Origin of the sequence: Actinophytocola sp. (genome assembly GCF_050699935.1) — a bacterium.
GTDB lineage: Bacteria > Actinomycetota > Actinomycetes > Mycobacteriales > Pseudonocardiaceae > Actinophytocola.
The window spans coordinates 1-20,235 of the sequence record NZ_JBOHGB010000132.1 but is presented as its reverse complement, the minus strand read 5'-3'; the positions used below and the strand labels follow the sequence as shown (position 1 = coordinate 20,235).

Below are 20,235 nucleotides of genomic sequence, written 5' to 3'. Positions count from 1 at the left end.
AGCCGCAGCCACGCGGCGACGACCGCGTCGCCCGGTGGCCCGCCCTCCCGGGCCGCGAGCTCGGTGCGGGCCTTCTCCGCGGCACGGCGCAGGCGCATCGGCAGGGAGGACTCGAGCCGGCCGACCTCCGCGTCGACCTCCTCGACGCCCACGCTCAGCGCCCGCGGCCGGCGCAACCGCCGAAGCCGCCGCAGCCACATGGAGAACGCGACGAGCAGCAGGATCATCGCGGCGATCACGAACGAGGCCTGGACCAGCTCGAGCTCGTCGACGAGGTCGACCTGGAACGCGCTGTCGTCCGTCGGCGCGCCGCCGGACGAGATGCCGCCGCCGGTGCCCCGCTCGAGCGGAACGTCGCGCAGGCGGCCCGGCACCGCCGAGGTACCCCGCGCGGAGACGACCGCGAACAGGAACAACGCCGCGACCACACACAGTGCGGCGGCACGGGAGTTCCTCATCCCACGCAGCATGCCGGACGCTTCCGGGAAGGGAAGGGACTTTATCCAGTCGATACCTGGCGGTCCGGGGATTGTGCGCGACATGTGCGCGCATCCGGGTTCGGCAACCGGCCGCGCGGCGACCGGGCGTTCAGGATTCGAGGCCGGCCAGCTCCTTGGCACGGGTCAGGACGGTCTCCAGCATGGCCGGGGTCAGCTTGCCGGTGAAGGTGTTCTGCTGGCTCACGTGGTAGCACCCCAGCAGGTGCAGGGGTCGGTGCGGTTGATGGAGCCCGTCCAGCGTCACCACCACACCGTGGCCGAACCGGGGGCGCGGCACCGGGACCGACCAGCCCGCCGCCGACAGCACCGGCAGCAGCGCCTGCCAGCCGAACGCCCCCAGCACGACGATCGCCCGCACCGGCAGCAACGACAGCTCCTTCGCGAGCCACGGGCGGCAGTTGTCCCGCTCGGCCGGGGTCGGCTTGTTCTGCGGCGGCGCGCAGCGGACCGGCGCGGTGATCCGCACGCCGTGGAGCTCCAGGCCGTCGCCGACGTGCGTGGACGTCGGCTGCGAGGCCAGGCCCACCGCGTGCAGGGCGGCGTAGAGAACATCCCCCGAACGGTCGCCGGTGAACATGCGGCCGGTGCGGTTCGCGCCGTGCGCGGCCGGGGCCAGGCCGACGATCGCGAGCGACGCGTCGGGCGGGCCGAAGCCGGGGACCGGGCGGCCCCAGTAGGTCTGGTCGGCGAACGCCGCGCGCTTGACGCGGGCCACCTCCTCCCGCCAGGCCACCAGCCGGGGGCACTTGCGGCACTCGGTCACCTGCTGATCCAGTGAGGCCAGGTCGGACACGGAAGGAATTCTGCTTGGCACCCCCGGGAACCCACCACGTAGGGTGCGGATCATGACGGATGAGGCGGCCGCGAGATCCACCGGGAACGCCACGGAGAAGATCACCGCGAAGATCACCGAGGAGAAGCCGGCCGAGCCGGCCGACGACCTCGTCACCAGCTCGCACTCGCTCACGGTTCGGCGCCGGAAGCTGAACTACACCGCCACGACGGGTCGCATCGTGCTCCGCAAGGAGATCGTCACCGACGGCAAGTTCGACGGGTACCTGCCCAGGGCCGAGGTGTTCGTCACGGCGTACACGCTCGACGACGCGGACCCGGCGAAGCGCCCGGTGACGTTCGCGTTCAACGGCGGGCCCGGCTCGTCCAGCGTGTGGCTGCACCTCGGGTTGCTCGGCCCGCGCCGGGTCGTCTCCGGCGACGTCGGCGACCTCACGCCGCCGCCGTACGGGCTGACCGACAACGCCGAGACCCTGCTCGCGCACAGCGACCTCGTGTTCATCGACCCGGTGTCCACCGGCTACTCGCGCGCGGTGCGGGGCGAGAAACCCGGTGACTACCACGGCTTCCAGGGCGACATCGAGTCCGTCGGCGAGGTGATCCGGCTGTGGACCTCGCGCAACGGCCGGTGGATGTCGCCGAAGTTCCTGGCCGGCGAGTCGTACGGGACCATCCGTGCCGGCGGGCTGGCATACCACCTGCAGACCCGGTACGGCATGTACCTCAACGGGTTGATACTGATCTCGACCGTGCTGGACTTCGCGACGCTGGACTTCACGGTGGGCAACGACCTGCCGTACGCGCTGTTCCTGCCGACGTACGCGGCGATCGCCCACTACCACGGGCTGCTCGGCGACCGGCCGCTGGAGGAGGTGCTGTCCGAGGCCGAGGACTTCGCCGCGCGCGACTACCCGTGGGCGCTCGCGCAGGGCAACCGTCTGTCCACAGAGGAGCGTTCGGCGGCGGTCACCCGGGTGGCCGCGCTCACCGGGCTCTCCGAGGACTACGTGGACCGGGTGGACCTGCGCATCGAGCACATCCGGTTCTTCACCGAACTGTTGCGCCACAAGCGGTTGGTCGTCGGCCGGCTGGACTCGCGGTTCACCGGGTGGGCGCCGGACTACGGGCGCGAGCACATGGACGACGACCCGGCGACCTCGGCCGTCATGGGTTCCTACACGGCGGCGCTGAACCACTACCTGCGCGCCGAGCTGGACTACCCGAACGACCTGCCGTACGAGGTCCTCAGCATGGGCGTGAACTCGACGTGGTCGTTCAAGGAGTTCGAGAACTCCCACGTGACGGTCACCGACCGGCTCGCGGCGGCGATGCGCGCGAACCGGCACCTGAAGGTCCACGTGGCGTTCGGCTACCTCGACGGCGCGACCCCGTACTTCGCCTCCGAGCACGTGCTGGCCCACCTGAACATCCCCGACGAGCTGCGCGCGAACATCTCGCGGGCGTACTACGAGGCGGGTCACATGATGTACGTGCACGAGCCGTCGCGGGTGCAGCAGGCCAGGGACCTGGCCGAGTTCGTCGCCACGGCGTCGAATCGCTGACCCGTGCTCACGTCCGCAGGCTGTTGACCTTCTGCTCCCGGGGAGCGAACAGGCTGAAGATCAGGATGAGGATCAGCGACACGCCCACCCCGATCACGCCGGGCAGCACGAACGGAAGGGCGCACAGGCTCACGAGGAGCACCATCGGCAGGTCGCGCAGCCAGCCCGGCCGCCGCAGCGGGCTGAGCACGGCGGCCCACCTGACCCCGGCCCACATCAGCCAGCGCCGCGCCCACGGCACCCCCAGCGAGCGCATGATCTCGCGGAACGCGTCGTCGACCTCGCACGAGGTGATCTTCTTGTCCGCCAGCGCGTCGGAGAGCAGCCAGTCGTGCGCGACCGCGGCAGGGGTGTAGTCCCCGGTCCGCGGGATGAGCCACGCCGTGATGCGCGGCACCGACGCGAAGTCGGTCAGGTACCCGGCCGGGATGACGAAGGTCGTGTCCGCCCCGTGCGCCCGGACCGTCATCTCCAGAGTGCTCGTCGTCCGCCAGTTGACCGAGTCCACCCGCACGGCCGAGATCTGGCCGACCAGCGAGGCGGTCATCACCCCTCGAGCTTCTCGGCCAGTTTCGCGAGGATCTGGTCGGCCTGCTCGTCGGGCACGACCTCGCGCACGGCCTCCTCGAGCGCGGTCCGCTGGTCCGCGGTGACGTCCTCCGTGGCCGGGGTGTGCGCGGCGACGGCCTGGTCGATGAGCGTGGTGAGGTCCTCGCGGTCCATGTCCCGGTCGGCGGCCGCGACGGCGGCGAGCGCGTCGATCTTGCGGCCGAGTGCCGAGAGGCCGAAGTTCCTGTTGTTGATGATCTGGTTGGTGTTGAGCCATACGTGGCCCCACCTGCCGCCACCGGGATCGTTCGCCGGGTCGCTCGGTTGCATGTCGTCCTCCTCATCGACGCCGGGCCAGTAGTCGGCCACGACGTTCAGGTCGAAGTGCCCCCGGCCGTGCAGGGGCGGGTTGGCGTACTGCTTGGCGACGGCGCCGGCCGGGAGCCGGGCCACGCCGTCGTACCTGGCGATCCAGTAGTGGGGCTCCCGGATCCCGCGCCGCTGGAACTCGGCGCGGACCGTCGGCCAGGTGCTGTAGTTGCAGTACACGCTCGGGTCGACGCCGGCGCGGCGGCGCATCACCACCCAGCCTGGTGCCTGCGCGGGCGTGGCGTCGCCCGGCTCGACGTCGAGCACGTGGCCGTTGTTGACGCTGGCGAAGATCGCGATGCGCACCTTGACCGCGTTCGGGAACATCGCCCACTCCGCGTCCGACCATGCGTACCGGCTGGGCGGGAGGTACCCGGCGACCATCACCGCCGACCTCGGGATCGCGCTCGGGGTGACCGAGTCGTACATGGTTCTGGGCATCGATGCGCCTCCGCTGGTCGCGCCTCGCGGTCTCCTGATGACGACCAGTAACCATGATCCGATCTATCTGGTTAAGGAGGTACCCGCCATTTGTCGCAATCGCACAGCGAAAGGAGCGCCCCGGACCGAGGTGGTCCGGGGCGCTCTTTGGTTTCAGTGGACTACGAGAGGAACTTCTTGCCCTGTGTGACGGCAGCCCAGGCGTCCACGATGCCGTTGCCGTAGAAGCCGTTGAACTCCAGCCCGCCCGCACAGGTCGCGGTGTAGGACTCGTCGCGGCCCTCGTCGATGTAGTCGACCGTCCGCGGCTCCGGGCACGGGGTCGCGAACGCGGTGCCCTCGAGCACCCGCCGCATCTTGTCCGGATCCATCGTGACCTTGCCGCCGCGGTACTTGCCGTACTCGCTGACGATCAGCGCGGACACGCCCGAGGTGTGCGGGGAGGCCATCGAGGTGCCCTGCAGGAACTGGTAGTAACCGCAGGTCCCGTCGGCCTTGCACGCCTTCTGTACGCCGAGCGCCTCGCCGTCCGGCGTGATGTTGCCGTCGGGGTCGATCGTGCCCTCGGCGATGCCCACGTTCTTCGGGTACGTCGAGAGGATCAGGTTCTCGTTCGTGCGGTGCAGCGGCGTGCCGAAGTAGTCACGGAAGTAACCACCCGGTGCGGACACCGAGATCAGCTCGGTGCCATAGCTCGAGTAGTCGGCCTTCCCGCCCGACGGACCGAGCGCGGAGACGGTGATCGCGTGCGCACCGTCCACCGGCATCGACTTGCAGGTGGCGTTGTCGATCACGCGGTCGTGCGTGCTGTCGGCCGGGAAGTTGGGGCTACTGGTGTCCGGCTGCGGCGCGCCGGTGTCCTCGTGCCCGTTGCCCAGCGACACGACCTGGCTGACACCCTTGCGGTGCGCGTAGTTCATCGCCCGGTTGACCGCGGTGATGACGATCCGCTGCTGGGCCTGCTCCTCCGCCGAGTCGGCCGGGTTGTCCAGGCAGTTGTACCGCCACGGGTCGACGAAGAACGACATGTTGACCACGTCGAGGCCCGCGTCGCCCGCGTAGGTGAGCGCGTCGACGACCGGCTGCAGGAAGAAGAACCCGGAGTCCTGGCCACCGCGGATGTTCACGATGGACACGTCCGGCGCGACGCCGGAGACGCCGAAACCGTTGGCGGCGGCGGCGATGGTGCCGGCCACGTGCGTGCCGTGCCCGCCGTCGTCCCAGTCGGCCGGGTCGACGCAGCCGCGGAACTCGCACGGGCCGTCGACGACCGCGCCGGTCTCGTCGGTCGGGATGTCGTGAGTGAAGTTGCGGGACAGCTTGCGGTCGAAGTTCGGCGCGATGTCCGGGTGACTGCCGTCCACACCGGTGTCGAGGACGCCGACCTTGACCCGCTCGTCACCGGGCTGCACGGTGCGCGACAGGTTCGACCGCACCATGGACAGGCCCCACAGCTGCCCGTCGAGCGGGTCCATGCCGGCCTTCGCCTTGGCGGCCTTGCCACGCGACTTGCCGTGCTCGCTGTTCTCCTTCTTGACCTGCTTGTCGGCGACGCGGTCCGGGGTCTCGCCGATCGCGCGGACGCGGCTGGTGTACAGCACGTCGCCGGACGAGGCCAGCCGCTGGGTGAAACCGTTCTCCGGGGCGGTCGCGGTGACCAGCCCGACGGCGGCGTTGCTGCTCACGACCTTGCCGCCGGCGGCCTTGATCGCGTTCACCGCCTTCTGGACGGCGACACCGTCGCGGGCGAGCACGCTGTACTCGACCGTCTCACCGGAGAGCTCCGGCTGCGCGGTGGCACTCGGCATCGCCACGACCGTCAACCCGGCGAACACCGGTACGGCCAGCAATGCCAGCACTGTCTTGCGTTTCACGCAACTCCTCCTCGCTTGAACTTCCGCCCCCGACCGCCCCTTGTTAGGGCACGACTGATCTTTCCTCAGCGAAGTGGCACGCGCTGGGATGCCCCCCACCGCGCGTCGCCAGCTCCGGTTCGGACTCGGCGCAGATCTCCTGCGCCTTCCAGCATCTGGTGCGGAACCGGCACCCGGACGGCGGATCGACCGGGCTCGGTACGTCACCCTCCAGGCGGATGACCTGTCGCTGCCCGCGCACGGTGGGATCGGCCACCGGGACCGCGGAGAGCAACGCCTGGGTGTAGGGATGCGTGGGGTGGGAGTAGATCTCTTCCTCGGTGCCCACCTCGACGATCTTGCCGAGGTACATCACGGCCACCCGGTCGGACAGGTGGCGCACCACCGACAGGTCGTGCGCGATGAACACATAGGACAGTCCGAAGCCGGACTGCAACTCCCCCAACAGGTTCATCACCTGCGCCTGGATGGACACGTCGAGCGCGGAGACCGGCTCGTCGCACACGATGACGTCCGGCCGCAGGGCGAGCGCGCGGGCGATGCCGATGCGCTGGCGCTGCCCTCCGGAGAACTGGTGCGGGTACCGGTTGAGGTGCTCGGGGTTGAGCCCGACCACGTCGAGCAGCTCGCGAACCTTCCCCGATCGCGACCCTTTCGGCGCGACTTCCGGGTGAATCTCGAATGGCTCGCCGATGATGTCGCCGACCGTCATCCGCGGGTTCAGCGACGTGTACGGGTCCTGCAGCACGATCTGGATGCTCCGCCGCAGCGTGCGCAGCTCCGCGCCGCGCATGGCGAAGATGTCCCGGCCCTCGAAGCGCACGGTGCCGCCGGTGGGTGGTTCGAGCCGCATCAGCACCTGGGCGAGCGTGGACTTGCCGCAGCCGGACTCGCCGACCACGCCCAGGGTCTCGCCGCGGCGCAGGTCGAACGACACCCCGTCGACCGCGCGGACGTGGCCGATCGTGTGCTTGAACAGGACCCCGACGCGCACCGGGAAGTGCTTGACCAGATCCCGGACTTCGAGGATGGGGTCGCTCGAGGAGCGGGTGGGTGAGTCAGACACCGCGCACCAGCTCCTCCGCGAAATGACACGCGCTCGTCCGGCCGAGTCCGAGCCGGTGGCCCGACGGCACGTCCGTGCGGCACAGATCCTGCGCCATCCGGCACCTCGGATGGAAGGGGCAACCGGACGGAATGTGGAGGAGGCTGGGCGGCAGGCCCTTGATCGTGTTCAGCTCGGCTCCCTTCTGGTCCAGCCGCGGCAGCGACTCCAGCAGCGCGGTGGTGTACGGGTGGCCCGGCCTGCGGTAGAGCGACACCGCGTCGGCGTGCTCCACGATCCGGCCGGCGTACATGACCGCGATCCGGTCCGCCACCTCCGCGACCACGCCCAGGTCGTGGGTGATGAGGACGAGCCCCATCCGCCGCTCGGCCTGGATCTCCGCGAGCAGGTCCATGATCTGGGCCTGCACGGTGACGTCGAGGGCGGTGGTCGGCTCGTCGGCGATCAGCACCTCCGGGTCGAGCGCGAGCGACATCGCGATCATCGCGCGCTGCCGCATGCCGCCGGAGAACTCGTGCGGGTATTGGCGAATCCGGCCGCGGGCGTTGGGGATGCGCACCAGGTCGAGCAGCTCGATCGCGCGGGCGCGCGCCTCCCTGCGGGTCAGGCCGAGCCGCACCCGCAGCTGCTCGGAGATCTGGAAGCCGACCGTGAACACCGGATTCAGCGCGGACAGGGCGTCCTGGAAGATCATCGCGATGCCCTGGGCCCGCACGTCGGTGCGCCGCTCGTCGCTCGCCGCGAGCAGGTTCTCCCCGCGGTAGCGGATCTCCCCGCCGGCGACGAAGGCCGGCGGGGAGTCGAGGATGCCCATGATCGCCAGCGCGGTGACGCTCTTGCCGGACCCGGACTCGCCGAGCACCGCCAGCGTCTCCCCCGCGTCGACGGTGTAGCTGACCCCGTTCAGCACGCGGGCGACCCCGTCGGGCGTGTGGAACTCGACGAACAGGTCGTCCACCTCGAGCAGCGGCGGCTCGGGCACTCGGCCGGTCTCCAGGCCGTCATCGAACATGTCCATCCTCACCTCAGCTTCGGGTCCAGCGCCTCGCGCACGGCGTCGCCGAGCATCACGAAGGCGAGCACGGTCGCGGTCAGGAACCCGGCCGGGAACAGCAGCATGTGCGGCGCCACCCGGACGTAGTTGCGCGAGTCGGAGATCATCACGCCCCACGACACGGCCGGGTCGCGCAGGCCGATGCCGAGGAACGACAGCGTGGCCTCGGCGCCGATGAACGCGCCGAGCGCGATCGTCGCGTACACGAGCACGGGTGCGAGGCAGTTCGGCAGCAGGTGCCGGAACACGATCCGGGCCGGTCGCGCGCCGAGGGCCCGGGCCGCCTTCACGTAGTCCTGCTGCTTGGCCGAGATCGCCGCGGACCGCATGATCCGCATGGCCACCGGCCAGGACAGCACGGCGAGCGATGCCACCACCACCCCGACGATCGGCAGCGCGCCGTTCACCCCGGCGTTGCGGAACACCGACAGGATGACGATCGCGCCGAGCACGAACGGCAACCCGAAGAAGACCTCGCCGATCCGCGAGAGCAGGCCGTCCACCCAGCCGCCGGCGAACCCGGCGAGGATGCCGAGCACGCTGCCGATCAGCACGGTGATCAGCGCCGCCCCGATGCCGACCAGCAGCGACCACCGGGTGCCGTACACCACCCGCGCGTACACGTCGCGGCCCTGCAGGTCGTAGCCGAACCACGCCTCGCCGGACGGTGTCTCCCGGGTATGGGACAGGTCCTTGAGGTTCGGGTCGGCCGAGGTGAACATGCCGGGGAACAGCGCCACGACCACCAGCAGCAGGATCACCGAGCCGGCGACGATGAACAGCGGGCGGCGGCGCAGGTCGCGCCAGGCGTCGGAGGTCAGGCTGCGTGGCTTACCGTGCTCGCGGCCGGTGTCGGCGTGCTCGGCCGCGACCACATAGGACTCGCCGTCGCGGGTGGCCGTGGCGCCGGTCGCCGCCGCCGTCGGGTCAGTCATAGCGGATCCTCGGGTCGAGTACGGCGTAGAGCAGGTCGATGATCAGGTTCACCACCAGGAAGACCAGCACCAGCAGCACGACCACGCCGGTCACCACGACGCCCTCCTTGGAGAGGATCCCGTCGTAGACGAGGCGGCCGATGCCGTTGATGCCGAAGATCCCCTCGGTGACGATGGCGCCGCCCATCAACGCGCCGATGTCGGTGCCGAGGAACGTGAGCACCGGGATCACCGAGTTGCGCAGCAGGTGGACCCAGATGACCCGCCGCTGCGGCAGGCCCTTCGCGTACGCGGTGCGGATGTAGTCCGACCGCTTGTTCTCCGCGATCGAGGTCCGGGTCAGCCTCGACACGTAGGCCATGGACAGGCTGCCGAGCACGAAGCCGGGAATGATCAGCTCCGACCAGGTCGCGGCCGAGGAGACCGTCGGGGTCATGATCTCCCACTGGAAGCCGAGCAGGATCTGGATCACGAAGCCGGTGACGAACGTCGGGATCGCGATCAGGAACAGCGTCGAGACCAGCACCAGGTTGTCGAGGAACCCGCGGCCGCGAAGGCCCGTCAGGATGCCGGCGACGAGCCCGATGACCGCCTCGATGGCCACGGCGACCAGCGCCAGCCGAACCGAGACCGGGTAGCGCAGGGCGATCAGCTCGCCGACGTCGAGCCCGGAGAAGGTCTCGCCGAAGTCACCGGACAGCAGGCTGCCCAGGTACTTGAAGTACTGGACGAACACGTTGTCGTCGAGGTTGTACTTGTCGGTCATCGCCGAGACGAACGCGTCCGGGCACGGCCGTTCGCCGCACATGCCGGCGAACGGGTTGCCCGGGATCGACCAGACCAGCGCGTAGATCAGGAACGTGGTGCCGACGAAGACCGGGATGAGTTGGAGCAGGCGTCGTAGTACGTACCGACCCATGATCGTGCCCCCTCGGGGTCACCGGCGTGAGCCGGCCCGCGGATCACGCGCGGGCCGGCCTTGCCTGGTTGTTACCTGACCTCGACCGTCGACAGGTCGAGCTCTCGCTTCGGTGTCATCCGCACGTTGGTCAGCCGGTCGGACCACGCGTAGATCGACGGCGTGTTCCACAGCGGCACACCCGGCATGTCCTCGGCGATCATCTCCTCGGCCTCGTGGTAGAGCGCGAACGCCTCCTCCTCGGTCGGCGCGCTGTCGGCCGCCGCGAGCTTGGCGTCCACCTCGGGGTTGGAGTAGCCGTTGTCGTTGGACGAGCCACCGGTGCGGTAGATCGGGTTGAGGAAGTTCTCCACCAGCGCGTAGTCGGCGAGCCAGCCCGATCGGTAGATCTGCGTCATCGACTGCGCGTTGATCGCCTCACGGATCTCGCCGAACTCCTGCACCGGTACGAAGGTGCAGTCGGCGCCCAGGTTGTTCTCGAGCTGCCCGCAGACCGCCTCGACCCATTCCTTGTGGCCGCCGTCGGCGTTGCTGGTGATCTCGATGGGCCCGGTCCAGCCGGACTGGTCGAAGAGCCGCTTGGCCTCGGTCGGGTTGAACTCGCACCAGTTCCCGCACGCGCCCGGCTCCCAGCCGGGCAGTTTCTCCACGCCGTATCCGGTCGCGGGCTTGCGGTTGCCCTCGAAGATGGCGTCGATGACGTCCTGGCGGTTGATTGCCATGGATATCGCGTGCCGGAAGTCCACGTTCTGGTACTTCTGCTCGTACATGGGGAACGTGATGGTCTGAATGGCCAGCACGTCCGCCACGTCGGCCCGGCCGGGCAGGTCCTGCTCCCAGACGTTGCCGGCGATCGCCTGCGGCGGCAACGTGTCGAGGAAGTCGAGCTGGTTGCCCTTGATGTCCACGTACGCGGCGTCCTGGTCGGTGAAGGTGAACTTCACCTGGCGGATCTTGGGCTTGTCGTCGCCCTGGTAGTCCTCGTAGCGCACGACCCGCAGTTCCTGGTCGGGAACGCGGTCGACGTACTCGAAGGGGCCGTTGCCGATCGGGTGCTCGAGGAACTTCTCCTTGTCGGCGAAGAACGCGTCGGGCAGGGGCATGTATGCCGAGTAGCCGGTCTTGGTCTTGAACACCGCGTGCGGCTCGGTGAAGGTGATGGTGAACGTGTAGTCGTCGACCACCTTCAGGCCGGACATGGTCTTCTTCGGCGGCGTCGGCGGCTGCTTCGGGCCGTCCTGGTCCGGGTCCTCGGTGAAGACCTGGTCGAAACCCTCGATCTGGGGGTAGAAGCCCGACGCCTGCTGGCCGTTGGGGCTGTAGGCGGTGTAGTTCCACGCGTCGACGTAGTTCTTGGCGAGCACCGGGGTGCCGTCGTGGAACGTCCAGCCCTCCTTGAGCTTGACGGTGTACTCGTTCGGCTTGGTGAGCTCGAACGACTCCGCGTTCGCCAGCCGGGGCTCACCGGAGACCGCGTCGTAGTCCATCAGACCGGTGAACATCGCATCGATGATCTTGGCACCGCCGGTCTCGGTCGTGTCGCCCGGTACGAGCGGCCGCTCGGGCTCGGTGCCGAACACCGCGATCTCGGTGTTCTCGTTCTTCTGCGGATCGCCACCGCCGCCATCCTCGCCTTGGTCGTCTCCGCCGGCACAGCCGGCGACGACGAGCGCGACCGACAGTGGGATCGCCGCTGCGGTCCAGCGCGCTCTACGCATGCCGTCTCTCCTCCCGAATCAGGAACGTGAGGGGACGCTAGCGGCGGAAGGGTAAGAACCCGCCCGTATGGTCGTTACGAAGCGGTGTCGATCGGGCACTGCTCACGCACGCTCCGGGTGCACATCCGATATGCCCGCGCGCTCGAGCCCTACAGCAGCGACAGCACGATGCCGTCGAGAATGTCGTGCTCGCTCACGAGCAGTTCATCGATACCCGCGGACGCGGCGAATTTCTCGGCCAGCACCCGCGTGATCAGCGCGCCGCCGCCGATCACGTCGACCCGACCCGGATGGATCGCGCCGATCGCCGCGCGCTCGTCGTGCGTGGCGGTGAGCAGCCGCCGCGCCGTGCGGTCAATGTCCACATCGGACAGACGGGACAGGTGCGTGCGCTCCGCGTCGTACTCGCCGAGCCCCTGCGCGACCGCCGACAGCGTGGTGATCGTGCCGGCGACGCCGACCCAGGTACGGGCCTTGTCGACCGGCACGGCCGCGAACGCCTCGCCGAGCACGCCGGCCGCGAGCTCGCGGGCCGCCGCCGTCTCGTCCGCGGTGGGCGGGTCGGACCGTAGGCAGCGCTCGGTGATCCGCACGCAGCCGATGTCGACCGACCGCGCGCCGATGATGTCGGCACGCTTCCCGTCCCAGCCGCCGACCACGACCTCGGTGGACCCGCCGCCGATATCGGTGACCACGAACGGGCCGTCCTCGGGATCGAGGTCGCCGACCGCGCCGGTGAAGCTCAGCCGGGCCTCCTCGTCGCCGGAGATCACCTCGGCCTCGACACCGAGCACGGCGCGGGTCATGGCGAAGAACTCGTCGCGGTTGCTGGCGTCGCGGGTGGCGGAGGTGGCGACCATGCGGACGCGCTCGACGCCCTTGCGCCGGCAGATCGCGGTGTAGTCGGCGAGGGCGGTGCGCGTGCGGCCGAGCGCTGCCTCGCCGAGCCGGCCGGTGGCGTCGACCCCTTCCCCGAGCCGGACGATGCGCATCTCGCGGTGCACGTCACGCAGGTGCGCGGTCCCGTCGCTGGTCCCATCGTCGCCGGTGGTCACGTCGGCCACCAGCAGGCGGATGGAGTTGGTCCCGCAGTCGATCGCAGCAAGTCTCGCCATGAGAAGCGAGCCTAGGCGCCGGGGGGCCGCGCGCTCAGGTCGTGGGCACCACGGACGTGCCCGCCTCGCCGGCCGGCTCCGACGTGGACGCCGACGAGGTCGGCGTCACCGACGACGAACCCTGCGACGCCGACGAGGACGGCGGGGTGGACGACGGTGGGCACGGGTTCGTCGTGGTCGTGCTCGGCGGCGACGACGGCGGCGTGGTCGTGGTCGTCGAGGTCGGCGTGTCGCACGACGACGGCGGGGTGCCGGTCGTGGACGCCGTGCTGGACGTCGATGGCGGACCCGAGGAGCCCGGGGGCGGGGTGGAGTCGCTGGGCGGTGCGGACGGTCCCGGCCGCGGCGGCCGCGGCTTCGACGGGTTCGCACTACCCGGCGGGGTCGCCGGCGGGCGCATCGCGGCGATCTCGGCCGGGTCGACCGGGGTCGAGGGCAGCGGGTGGGTGCCCTTCGCGTAGGCGTCGGCCCAGATGAGCACGGTGCGGACGTAGCTGTCGGAGTGGTTGTAGCGGAACACGGCGAGTGCCCGGTCCCGCGGTTTCAACAGGTCCATGCCGCCCGAGCACAGGTACTTCCCGGCCGCCAGCGTCGCGTCGTAGATGTTGTGCGGGCTCGAGACCCCGTCGTTGTTTCCGTCCGACGCGTAGCCCTGCCACGTCGACGGGATGAACTGCATCGTGCCGACCGCGCGGTCCCAGCGGGCGTCGCCGTCCAGCCGGCCGCCGTCGGTGTCGCGGATGGCCGCGAAGCCGCCGCCGTTGAGCACCGGGCCCAGGATGTTCGGAACCGTGTTGCCCGCGGCGTCGACCTGGCCGCCGCGCGCGTGGTTCGACTCGATGCGGCCGATGCTGGCGAGCAGCGACCAGTGCAGGTGGCAGGACGGGATCTCGGTGGCGAGCATCGTCGCGGCGTTCGTGTAGGCCTTGTACAGGTCGCCGGGGATCATCAGCGGACCGTTCGGCAGGTCGCTCGTGGGCCCCAACTGGCGGAGCCGGTTGATGTCGCCGGCGGCGTCGAGCACCTCGTCGCCGATGCGGTCGTCCTCGCCGACCTTGCCGTCGGCGCTCACCGAGTCGGGATCGGTCAGGCCGTGCAGCCCGCCGCCCGCGCCGCCCGCGACCACGGACGCCGGGCCCCCGCCCGGCTCACCCGCGACGGCGGCGGCGACCAGCAACACCGTCCCGGTGGCCGCGGCGAGCTGCCGGCCATGCCGCCTCGCCCGGCGCTTGTGCTTGCCGACGTATCCGCCGCGCTTCCCCGTGCTCACTGGTATCGAACCCTTTCCCCGGCCCGGGCGACACCCAACCGTACTTCCGAATCGCTGTCCGTCGCTGGTCGTACGCCGGCTGCCACCATTCCACGAACCACCGTGACAAGAAAGAGGTCAACCACGAGTCAATACGATCGTCGACCGATCCTCCACGCGTGAATGACGGAACGCCATGCCCGCGGGGTTGCCCGTGCGAGAACATCCGGTGACTAGGGTTCGCAGTCGCCGGTGGGCCAGTCGTCGGCCAAACGGCGCAATGTCTCGTCGCCGAACGGGTTCACGCCCGTGCCCACGGCGAGCGCGTGTGCGACATGGACGTGCAAACACTTGACCCGGCCCGGCATCCCGCCCGCGCTGACGTCGGTGCCGAGCGGCTCGATGGCGTCGCGCTCGGCGAGGTAGGCCCGGTGTGCGGCGAGGTAGGCCGCCGCGAGATCGGGATCGGTGCGCAGGCGCTCGGTCATCTCACGCATCAGCCCGCTCGCCTCCAGCGTGCTGACGAGCGCGGTCAGGCGGGGGCAGGTCAGGTAGTACAGGGTGGGGAACGGCGTACCGTCCTCGAGCCGCGGGCTGGTCTGGACGACCGCGGGGTGGCCGCTCGGGCACCGCGCCGCGACCGCGCGCACGGCCCGCGGCGGGCGGCCGAGCTGCTCGGCGACGATCGCGCGGTCCGCCGCGGAGACGGGGACGAGACTCATTAGCCGGACACCGCGTTCCACAGCGTCAGATACCAGGACTCGTCGAGCGGGCTCCGCTCCTCGGCGCCGTCGCCGCCCTCGCCCCGCACCTCGTCGGGCAGCTCCACCATGTACGGGGTCTCGCCGGGCATCACGTACCGCAGCCGCCGGCGCGCCTCCGCCTCCACCTGGGCCGGATCCTCCAGCTGCGCCTTGCGCTTCTCGAGCGCCTCGACCTGGGCCCGTAAGTCCTCCTGCCGCTGTTCCTGGATCCGCACCTCGTCGCGCTGCGAGAGGTACGTGCGCAGCGGGACGGCGACGGATAGCGCGAGCGCGCACACGACGATCGCGAGCACGGCCGCGCGCCGCGTGGTCGACAGCCCGAACGCGGCCGCCGCGCGGACGGTCCGGCTGCGGGCGGGGTCGCGCTCCCGGTCCGGCGTGACGGGCCGGGCCGGGCGCCCGTCGCGCGGCCGGGTCCGCCGGACACTCTGCGGTCGGCGCCCGGAACGGCCGGCGCGCCCCGCCTCGCCCCGCCGCCGCCCGCGGTCGGCGGGCACTACTGCCCTCCGCCGGCGGGAGGCTGAGCCGGCGAGACGTGCGGCGTACCTGCGGCGGCGGGCACTTACGCCTCCGGGTTGAACCGGGGGAAGGCCAGATCGCCGGCGTAGCGGGCGGCGTCGCCGAGGTTCTCCTCGATGCGCAGCAGCTGGTTGTACTTCGCCGTGCGCTCACCGCGGGCCGGCGCGCCGGACTTGATCTGCCCGACACCGGTGGCCACCGCGAGGTCGGCGATCGTCGTGTCCTCGGTCTCGCCGGAGCGGTGGCTCATCATGCTGCGGTAGCCGTAGGAGGTGGCGAGCGCGACGGCGTCCAGCGTCTCGGACAGCGTGCCGATCTGGTTGACCTTGACCAGCAGCGCGTTGCCGGCGCGGCGGGCGATGCCCTCCTCGAGGCGTTCCGGGTTGGTGACGAACAGGTCGTCGCCGACGAGCTGGACCTTCTCGCCGATCTCGTCGGTCAGTCGCACCCAGCCGTCCCAGTCGTCCTCGGCCAGCGGGTCCTCGATGGACACCATCGGGTAGGCGTCGAGCAGCTCGGCGTAGTACCCGAGCATCTGCTCGGCGCTGCGCTTGCTGCCCTCGAACGCGTACGCGCCGTCGGCGAAGAACTCGGTCGCGGCGACGTCCAGCGCGAGCGCGATCTGGGAGCCGAGCGTGAAGCCGGCCTTCTCCACGGCGGCGACGATCAGGTCGAGCGCGTCCCGGTTGCTCGACAGGCTCGGCGCGAAGCCACCCTCGTCGCCGAGGCCGGTGGCGAGGCCGCGGCTCTTGAGCACGGACTTGAGCGAGTGGTAGACCTCCACCCCCCAGCGCAGCGCCTCGCGGTAGGACTCCGCGCCGATCGGCGCGATCATGAACTCCTGGATGTCGACGTCGGTGTCGGCGTGCGCGCCACCGTTGAGGATGTTGAGCATCGGCACCGGGAGCACGTGCGCGTTCGGCCCGCCGACGTAGCGGAACAGCTCCAGCCCGCTCGACTCGGCCCCGGCCTTCGCGACGGCCAGCGAGACGCCGAGGACGGCGTTCGCGCCGAGCCGCGACTTGTCCGGCGTGCCGTCGAGATCGACGAGCTTCTGGTCCACGATCCGCTGGTCGACCGCGTCGATGCCGGTGAGCTCCGGACCGATCTCGTCGAGCACGGCGGTGACGGCCTTCTCCACGCCTTTGCCGTTGTAGCGGCCGGGATCCTTGTCCCGGAGCTCGACGGCCTCGTGCTCACCGGTCGACGCACCGGAGGGCACGGCGGCGCGGGCGAGCGTGCCGTCGTCCAGGGCGACCTCCACCTCGACGGTGGGGTTACCACGCGAGTCCAGGATCTCGCGTGCGCCAACCTGTTCGATAACCGCCACGTGCTTGCTCCTCAACCGGCCTCGGGGACTTCGAGCAACATCGAGGGTAGCGGGGCGGTTTCGCCTGCCGGCGGAGGCACGCGCGAACAGGTTTATGGAACAGCGGGTCTTTGGGTAGCGTTGAAGGCGACCATGACTGAGGACGGGCAGGGCACGTTCGAGGCGTTCCGCCGCGCGGAGTCGTTGGTGGCGCAACGCCGGCCTCTCGACGCCCTCGCCGCGCTCGCCCCGGTTCTCGAGGCGGAGCCGGACGCGCCGAGCGTGCACCTGCTGGCCGGCCGCGCGTACCTCGGCTCGGCCCAGCTGCGCCGTGCGGAGCAGGCGTTCCTGCGGGTGCTCGAACTGGACCCGACCGACCACTACGCGCGCTTCGCGCTCGGCAAGGCCCTGCAACGCCAGGGCCGCCTGACCGAGGCCCAGACCCAACTACGCCTGGCGGTCGCCATGCACCCGCTCCCCGAGTACCAGGAAGCCCTGGGCGAAGTAAGCGCCCGCCTAGCCGTAGAAAAAGACCGCAAAAACCCCTAACCCCCGCGAGTCCAACATTCCGGACCCGCGAGTCCAACACTCCGAACCCGCGAGTCCAACACTCCGAACCCGCGAGTCCAACACTCCGAACCCGCGAGTCCAACACTCCGAACCCGCGAGTCCAACACTCCGAACCGGCAAGCCAGCGTCGGCGACCCGTGGGTCCCGTGCCGGCGGCCGCCATTCCTCACCTGACGGGATGTCTAACTCGGCGGCTCCGAGCGTTGGACACGCGGGTCCGGAATGTTGGACTCGCGGGCTCTGAGCGTTGGACTCGCCGGTTCGGAGTGGTGGACTCGCGTGTGGGGGTGGGGGACTCGCGGGGTTACAGGGTGGTGGCGGCTTTGGCGTAGGCCTCGGCGCCGCTGAAGACGTCCTGGCCGTAGGTGACCGAGCCGTTGTACGTCAGCACCGCTCGCCACCAGCCGCCCGCGGTCGACAGGTTGCCGCCGCTCGCGCACAGGTAGTGCGCCGCCGTCAGGGCCGCGTCGTCGATGTTCTGCGGGTCCGGTGCCTTGCCGTCCCCGACCGCGCGCTTGCCCCACCGCGCCCACGTCTCCGGCAGGAACTGCATCGCGCCGACCGCGCGGTCCCACCTCCGGTCGCCGTCGAGCCGGCCGCGGTCGGTGTCACGGACCGCCTGCACGCCCGGCGAGCCGTCCAGCCGGACACCGACGACCGGCGGGTCGAGCTGCCCGTCGTCGCCGACGGCCGAGCCGTTGTACTCGCCGTGGTACGACTCGACCCGCCCGACACCGGCCAGCGTCGCCCAGCTCAACCGGCACGACGGCGTGCTCGCCCGGATCGCGAGCGCGGCCTCCGCGTACGCGACGAGGCTCCGCGACGGGATCTGCGTCTTCTCGGCGAGCGTCGTGGCCCAGTCCCGCACCGCCGCCGTCGTCGGCCGCGGCGCGTTCCGCGGGGAGCCCGGCGCGATGGCGGCGTCCCGCGGCACCGCGCTGCCCGGGGCGACCTTGAGGTGCGGCACCACGAACTCGGGCCGCGCGGCCGGCGGCTCCGGGCCTCCGTCGGGCTGGTGCAGCGCGATGCCGATCGCCACCGAGGCCGCGACGAGCGCCACGACGAGCAGGATCGGTCCCACGAAACCGCGCCGGCGCCGGCCGGGCGGCGGCGACTCGGGCAGCGTGGTCGACAAGGAGTTCGGGGGTACGGCCACGCGATCCAGGCTACGGATCCCCGCGCGCGGAGAGGGCGGGACAGGGGGAATGCACCCGCGCGGCCGATCCGGTATGAACCGCTCTTACCGTCGGTAAACCCGCCGTGCTTCTACTGGGGTTCGGGCCGGACCGCCTTGAGCGCGTAGAACAGCGGGATGCGTGGCGCCCCCGCCGGCAGCGCGAACCAGCCGTCCGCGTCGCGCTGCATGGTCGACCAGCGTGGCCAGGGCAGCCGCCGGTCCTCCCGGAGCTGGTCGACGCGCAGCCCGGCGCCGGTCAGCGCGGTGACGACCGCGCCGAGCTCGTGGCGCCACTCGTAGGAGATCGTAGCCTCGGTGAGCTCCGGGCCGTCGGTGTAGGTGCGGGTGGCGTCGCGCTCCTCGGGACCGCGGCCGGACAGGTAGTCCGCGCGCAGCGTGAGGGCCTCGCTCTCGTCGATCGGGACGACGCCGAGTGCGTAGAGCAGCGGGTGGAACTCGACGACGTAGAGGAAGCCGCCCGGTTTCAGGAGATCGCGGACCACGCCGGCCCAGCGGTCGAGGTCGGGCAGGTAGCACAGGGAGCCCTTGCCGGTGTAGACGACGTCGAAGCCGGTGCCGGTCGCCTCGACGGCGTCGTGGACGTCGGCCTGGACGTAGTCGATCGCCAGCCCTCGTTCGCCCGCCAGGCGGCGCGCGTGCGCGAGCGACACCTCCGAGAAGTCGAGCCCGGTGACCTCGGCACCCCGCGCGGCGAACGCGACGGTCTCAGTGCCGAGGTGGCACTGCAGGTGCAGCAGCCGCGTGCCGCGCAGGTCGCCGAGGTCCTCCCACTCGTACGGCGCGAACCAGCTCTCGGCCGGCCGGGTGCCGTCGAGCCCGTAGAAGGCGCTGGACACGTGGATCGGCGCGCGGGCGTCCCAGTTGGCCCGGTTGGCCGCGATCATGCGCTCGGTCGCGGCGTCGAAGGTCATCACAGCGTCCTTCCTGGCGGGGGCAGCTCCGGTGGGCTGGCGGCCGGCTTCTCGGCCACGGCCTCCAGCGCCAGGCGGATCGCGGTGTCCAGCTGGGGATCGCGACCGGCGGCATGGTCCTGCGGGGTCATCACGACCTCCACGTCCGGGTCCACGCCGTAGTTCTCCATGCCCCACGCCGAGCCGCGTATCCACGTCGCGTACCTCGGCTGCGTCACCAGCGTGCCGTCGACCAGGTGGTAGCGCATGTCGACGCCGATCACCCCACCCCAGGTGCGCACGCCCACGACCGGGCCGATGCCGAGCGTCTTGATCGCGGCGTTCACGATGTCGCCGTCCGAGCCGGAGAACTCGTTCGCCACGGCCACGACCGGGCCGCGCGGGGCGTCGCCGGGGTAGCTCTCCGCACGCCGGCCGTCGCGGGCTACCTGCCAACCGATGATCGTGCGACCCAGCTTCTCCACCACAAGCTGCGACAGGTGCCCGCCGCGGTTCTCCCGGACGTCGACGATCAGCGCCTCGCGCTGGACCTCCAGGCGCAGGTCGCGGTGCAGCTGCGCCCAGCCGTTGGCGATCATGTCCGGCACGTGCAGGTACCCGATCCGCCCGTCGCTCGCCTCGCGCACGTGCGCGCGCCGGCCGGCGACCCAGTCGTGGTAGCGCAGCGGCATGTCGTCCAGCAGCGGCACCACGACCACGCTGCGCGACGCCCCGCCGCCCGCCGGCCCGATGCGCAGTTCCACGGGCTTGTCCGCGGTCCCCGCGAGCAGCGGGCCCGGCCCCGTGCCGGCGGGCACCGGGCGGCCGTCGACGGCCAGGAT

Annotated in this window: 20 protein-coding genes; 2 read left to right on the top strand and 18 right to left on the bottom strand. The window is 70.8% G+C overall.

The features are described 5' to 3' along the window. The coding region (locus tag ACRDTB_RS30000; protein WP_431435541.1) for a hypothetical protein at positions 1-458 on the bottom strand (458 nt) is incomplete at its 3' end. 130 nt (positions 459-588) lie between these two features. Then, the gene (locus ACRDTB_RS29995; protein ID WP_431435540.1) at positions 589-1,347 is read right to left on the bottom strand and encodes a uracil-DNA glycosylase; all 759 of its coding nucleotides are present in this window, start codon (positions 1,345-1,347) and stop codon (positions 589-591) included. Between ACRDTB_RS29995 and ACRDTB_RS29990 the strand changes: the two genes are divergently transcribed. Beyond that, the gene (locus tag ACRDTB_RS29990; protein WP_431435539.1) at positions 1,346-2,854 is read left to right on the top strand and encodes a S10 family peptidase; all 1,509 of its coding nucleotides are present in this window, start codon (positions 1,346-1,348) and stop codon (positions 2,852-2,854) included. The genes ACRDTB_RS29995 and ACRDTB_RS29990 overlap by 2 nt on opposite strands. Before the next feature lie 7 nt (positions 2,855-2,861). Here the strand turns inward: ACRDTB_RS29990 and ACRDTB_RS29985 are convergent, their stop codons facing one another. The 13 genes from ACRDTB_RS29985 to eno form a co-directional block, all read right to left on the bottom strand. Further along, positions 2,862-3,401, bottom strand: a complete 540-nt coding sequence (locus tag ACRDTB_RS29985; protein WP_431435538.1) for a DUF1353 domain-containing protein — start codon at positions 3,399-3,401, stop codon at positions 2,862-2,864. Continuing rightward, positions 3,401-4,213, bottom strand: a complete 813-nt coding sequence (locus tag ACRDTB_RS29980; protein WP_431435537.1) for a hypothetical protein — start codon at positions 4,211-4,213, stop codon at positions 3,401-3,403. Before ACRDTB_RS29980 ends, ACRDTB_RS29985 begins: the two co-directional genes overlap by 1 nt. A gap of 161 nt (positions 4,214-4,374) precedes the next feature. Then, a complete protein-coding gene (locus ACRDTB_RS29975; protein WP_431435542.1) occupies positions 4,375-6,021 on the bottom strand; it encodes a S8 family peptidase in 1,647 nt (548 codons plus the stop codon). A 109-nt stretch (positions 6,022-6,130) separates the two neighbouring features. Next, positions 6,131-7,153 carry an ABC transporter ATP-binding protein gene (locus tag ACRDTB_RS29970; protein ID WP_431435536.1) on the bottom strand — a complete coding sequence of 341 codons (1,023 nt, stop codon included), beginning with the start codon at positions 7,151-7,153 and terminating at the stop codon, positions 6,131-6,133. Then, on the bottom strand, positions 7,146-8,171 hold the full coding sequence (locus ACRDTB_RS29965) for an ABC transporter ATP-binding protein (protein ID WP_431435535.1): 1,026 nt from the start codon (positions 8,169-8,171) through the stop codon (positions 7,146-7,148). The genes ACRDTB_RS29970 and ACRDTB_RS29965 overlap by 8 nt, the downstream gene beginning before the upstream one ends. Before the next feature lie 2 nt (positions 8,172-8,173). Continuing rightward, positions 8,174-9,142, bottom strand: coding sequence for an ABC transporter permease (locus tag ACRDTB_RS29960; protein ID WP_431435534.1), 969 nt, complete (start codon positions 9,140-9,142; stop codon positions 8,174-8,176). Beyond that, entirely contained in the window at positions 9,135-10,061 is a 927-nt protein-coding gene (locus tag ACRDTB_RS29955) for an ABC transporter permease (RefSeq protein WP_431435533.1), read from the bottom strand. The genes ACRDTB_RS29960 and ACRDTB_RS29955 overlap by 8 nt, the downstream gene beginning before the upstream one ends. Positions 10,062-10,132: 71 nt before the next feature. Continuing rightward, positions 10,133-11,779: a peptide ABC transporter substrate-binding protein gene (locus tag ACRDTB_RS29950; protein ID WP_431435532.1), complete on the bottom strand. Its 1,647-nt coding sequence runs from the start codon at positions 11,777-11,779 to the stop codon at positions 10,133-10,135. A 149-nt stretch (positions 11,780-11,928) separates the two neighbouring features. Next, positions 11,929-12,894, bottom strand: a complete 966-nt coding sequence (locus ACRDTB_RS29945) for an exopolyphosphatase (protein WP_431435531.1) — start codon at positions 12,892-12,894, stop codon at positions 11,929-11,931. Positions 12,895-12,928: 34 nt separating this feature from the next. Beyond that, positions 12,929-14,164 carry a lytic transglycosylase domain-containing protein gene (locus ACRDTB_RS29940; protein ID WP_431435530.1) on the bottom strand — a complete coding sequence of 412 codons (1,236 nt, stop codon included), beginning with the start codon at positions 14,162-14,164 and terminating at the stop codon, positions 12,929-12,931. Between the two features lie 212 nt (positions 14,165-14,376). After that, entirely contained in the window at positions 14,377-14,865 is a 489-nt protein-coding gene (locus tag ACRDTB_RS29935) for a DUF501 domain-containing protein (RefSeq protein ID WP_431435529.1), read from the bottom strand. Then, positions 14,865-15,404, bottom strand: a complete 540-nt coding sequence (locus ACRDTB_RS29930) for an FtsB family cell division protein (RefSeq protein ID WP_431435528.1) — start codon at positions 15,402-15,404, stop codon at positions 14,865-14,867. The genes ACRDTB_RS29935 and ACRDTB_RS29930 overlap by 1 nt, the downstream gene beginning before the upstream one ends. 65 nt (positions 15,405-15,469) lie before the next feature. Then, positions 15,470-16,756, bottom strand: coding sequence for a phosphopyruvate hydratase (gene eno / locus ACRDTB_RS29925; RefSeq protein WP_431435527.1), 1,287 nt, complete (start codon positions 16,754-16,756; stop codon positions 15,470-15,472). A 132-nt stretch (positions 16,757-16,888) separates the two neighbouring features. On the opposite strand from eno, the gene ACRDTB_RS29920 reads away from it, so the two are divergent. Then, positions 16,889-17,284: a tetratricopeptide repeat protein gene (locus tag ACRDTB_RS29920; protein WP_431435526.1), complete on the top strand. Its 396-nt coding sequence runs from the start codon at positions 16,889-16,891 to the stop codon at positions 17,282-17,284. Between the two features lie 325 nt (positions 17,285-17,609). On the opposite strand, the gene ACRDTB_RS29915 is transcribed toward ACRDTB_RS29920, so the two are convergent. The 3 genes from ACRDTB_RS29915 to ACRDTB_RS29905 form a co-directional block, all read right to left on the bottom strand. Then, a complete protein-coding gene (locus tag ACRDTB_RS29915) occupies positions 17,610-18,461 on the bottom strand; it encodes a murein transglycosylase (protein WP_431435525.1) in 852 nt (283 codons plus the stop codon). A gap of 110 nt (positions 18,462-18,571) precedes the next feature. Next, positions 18,572-19,414, bottom strand: coding sequence for a class I SAM-dependent methyltransferase (locus tag ACRDTB_RS29910; RefSeq protein WP_431435524.1), 843 nt, complete (start codon positions 19,412-19,414; stop codon positions 18,572-18,574). Beyond that, on the bottom strand, positions 19,414-20,235 hold an 822-nt coding region (locus ACRDTB_RS29905), incomplete at its 5' end, for a S41 family peptidase (protein ID WP_431435522.1). The genes ACRDTB_RS29905 and ACRDTB_RS29910, both read right to left, overlap by 1 nt.

Excerpts from the sequence above, each read along its gene's own strand:
- ACRDTB_RS29945 (WP_431435531.1), bottom strand. The coding sequence starts at position 12,894 with ATGGCGAGACTTGCTGCGATCGACTGCGGGACCAACTCCATCCGCCTG.
- ACRDTB_RS29995 (WP_431435540.1), bottom strand. The coding sequence starts at position 1,347 with ATGATCCGCACCCTACGTGGTGGGTTCCCGGGGGTGCCAAGCAGAATT.
- ACRDTB_RS29990 (WP_431435539.1), top strand. The coding sequence starts at position 1,346 with ATGACGGATGAGGCGGCCGCGAGATCCACCGGGAACGCCACGGAGAAG.
- ACRDTB_RS29965 (WP_431435535.1), bottom strand. The coding sequence starts at position 8,171 with ATGGACATGTTCGATGACGGCCTGGAGACCGGCCGAGTGCCCGAGCCG.
- ACRDTB_RS29980 (WP_431435537.1), bottom strand. The coding sequence starts at position 4,213 with ATGCCCAGAACCATGTACGACTCGGTCACCCCGAGCGCGATCCCGAGG.
- ACRDTB_RS29955 (WP_431435533.1), bottom strand. The coding sequence starts at position 10,061 with ATGGGTCGGTACGTACTACGACGCCTGCTCCAACTCATCCCGGTCTTC.
- ACRDTB_RS29950 (WP_431435532.1), bottom strand. The coding sequence starts at position 11,779 with ATGCGTAGAGCGCGCTGGACCGCAGCGGCGATCCCACTGTCGGTCGCG.
- ACRDTB_RS29985 (WP_431435538.1), bottom strand. The coding sequence starts at position 3,401 with ATGACCGCCTCGCTGGTCGGCCAGATCTCGGCCGTGCGGGTGGACTCG.
- ACRDTB_RS29975 (WP_431435542.1), bottom strand. The coding sequence starts at position 6,021 with ATGCCGAGTGCCACCGCGCAGCCGGAGCTCTCCGGTGAGACGGTCGAG.
- ACRDTB_RS29910 (WP_431435524.1), bottom strand. The coding sequence starts at position 19,414 with ATGACCTTCGACGCCGCGACCGAGCGCATGATCGCGGCCAACCGGGCC.
- ACRDTB_RS29935 (WP_431435529.1), bottom strand. The coding sequence starts at position 14,865 with ATGAGTCTCGTCCCCGTCTCCGCGGCGGACCGCGCGATCGTCGCCGAG.
- ACRDTB_RS29920 (WP_431435526.1), top strand. The coding sequence starts at position 16,889 with ATGACTGAGGACGGGCAGGGCACGTTCGAGGCGTTCCGCCGCGCGGAG.
- ACRDTB_RS29960 (WP_431435534.1), bottom strand. The coding sequence starts at position 9,142 with ATGACTGACCCGACGGCGGCGGCGACCGGCGCCACGGCCACCCGCGAC.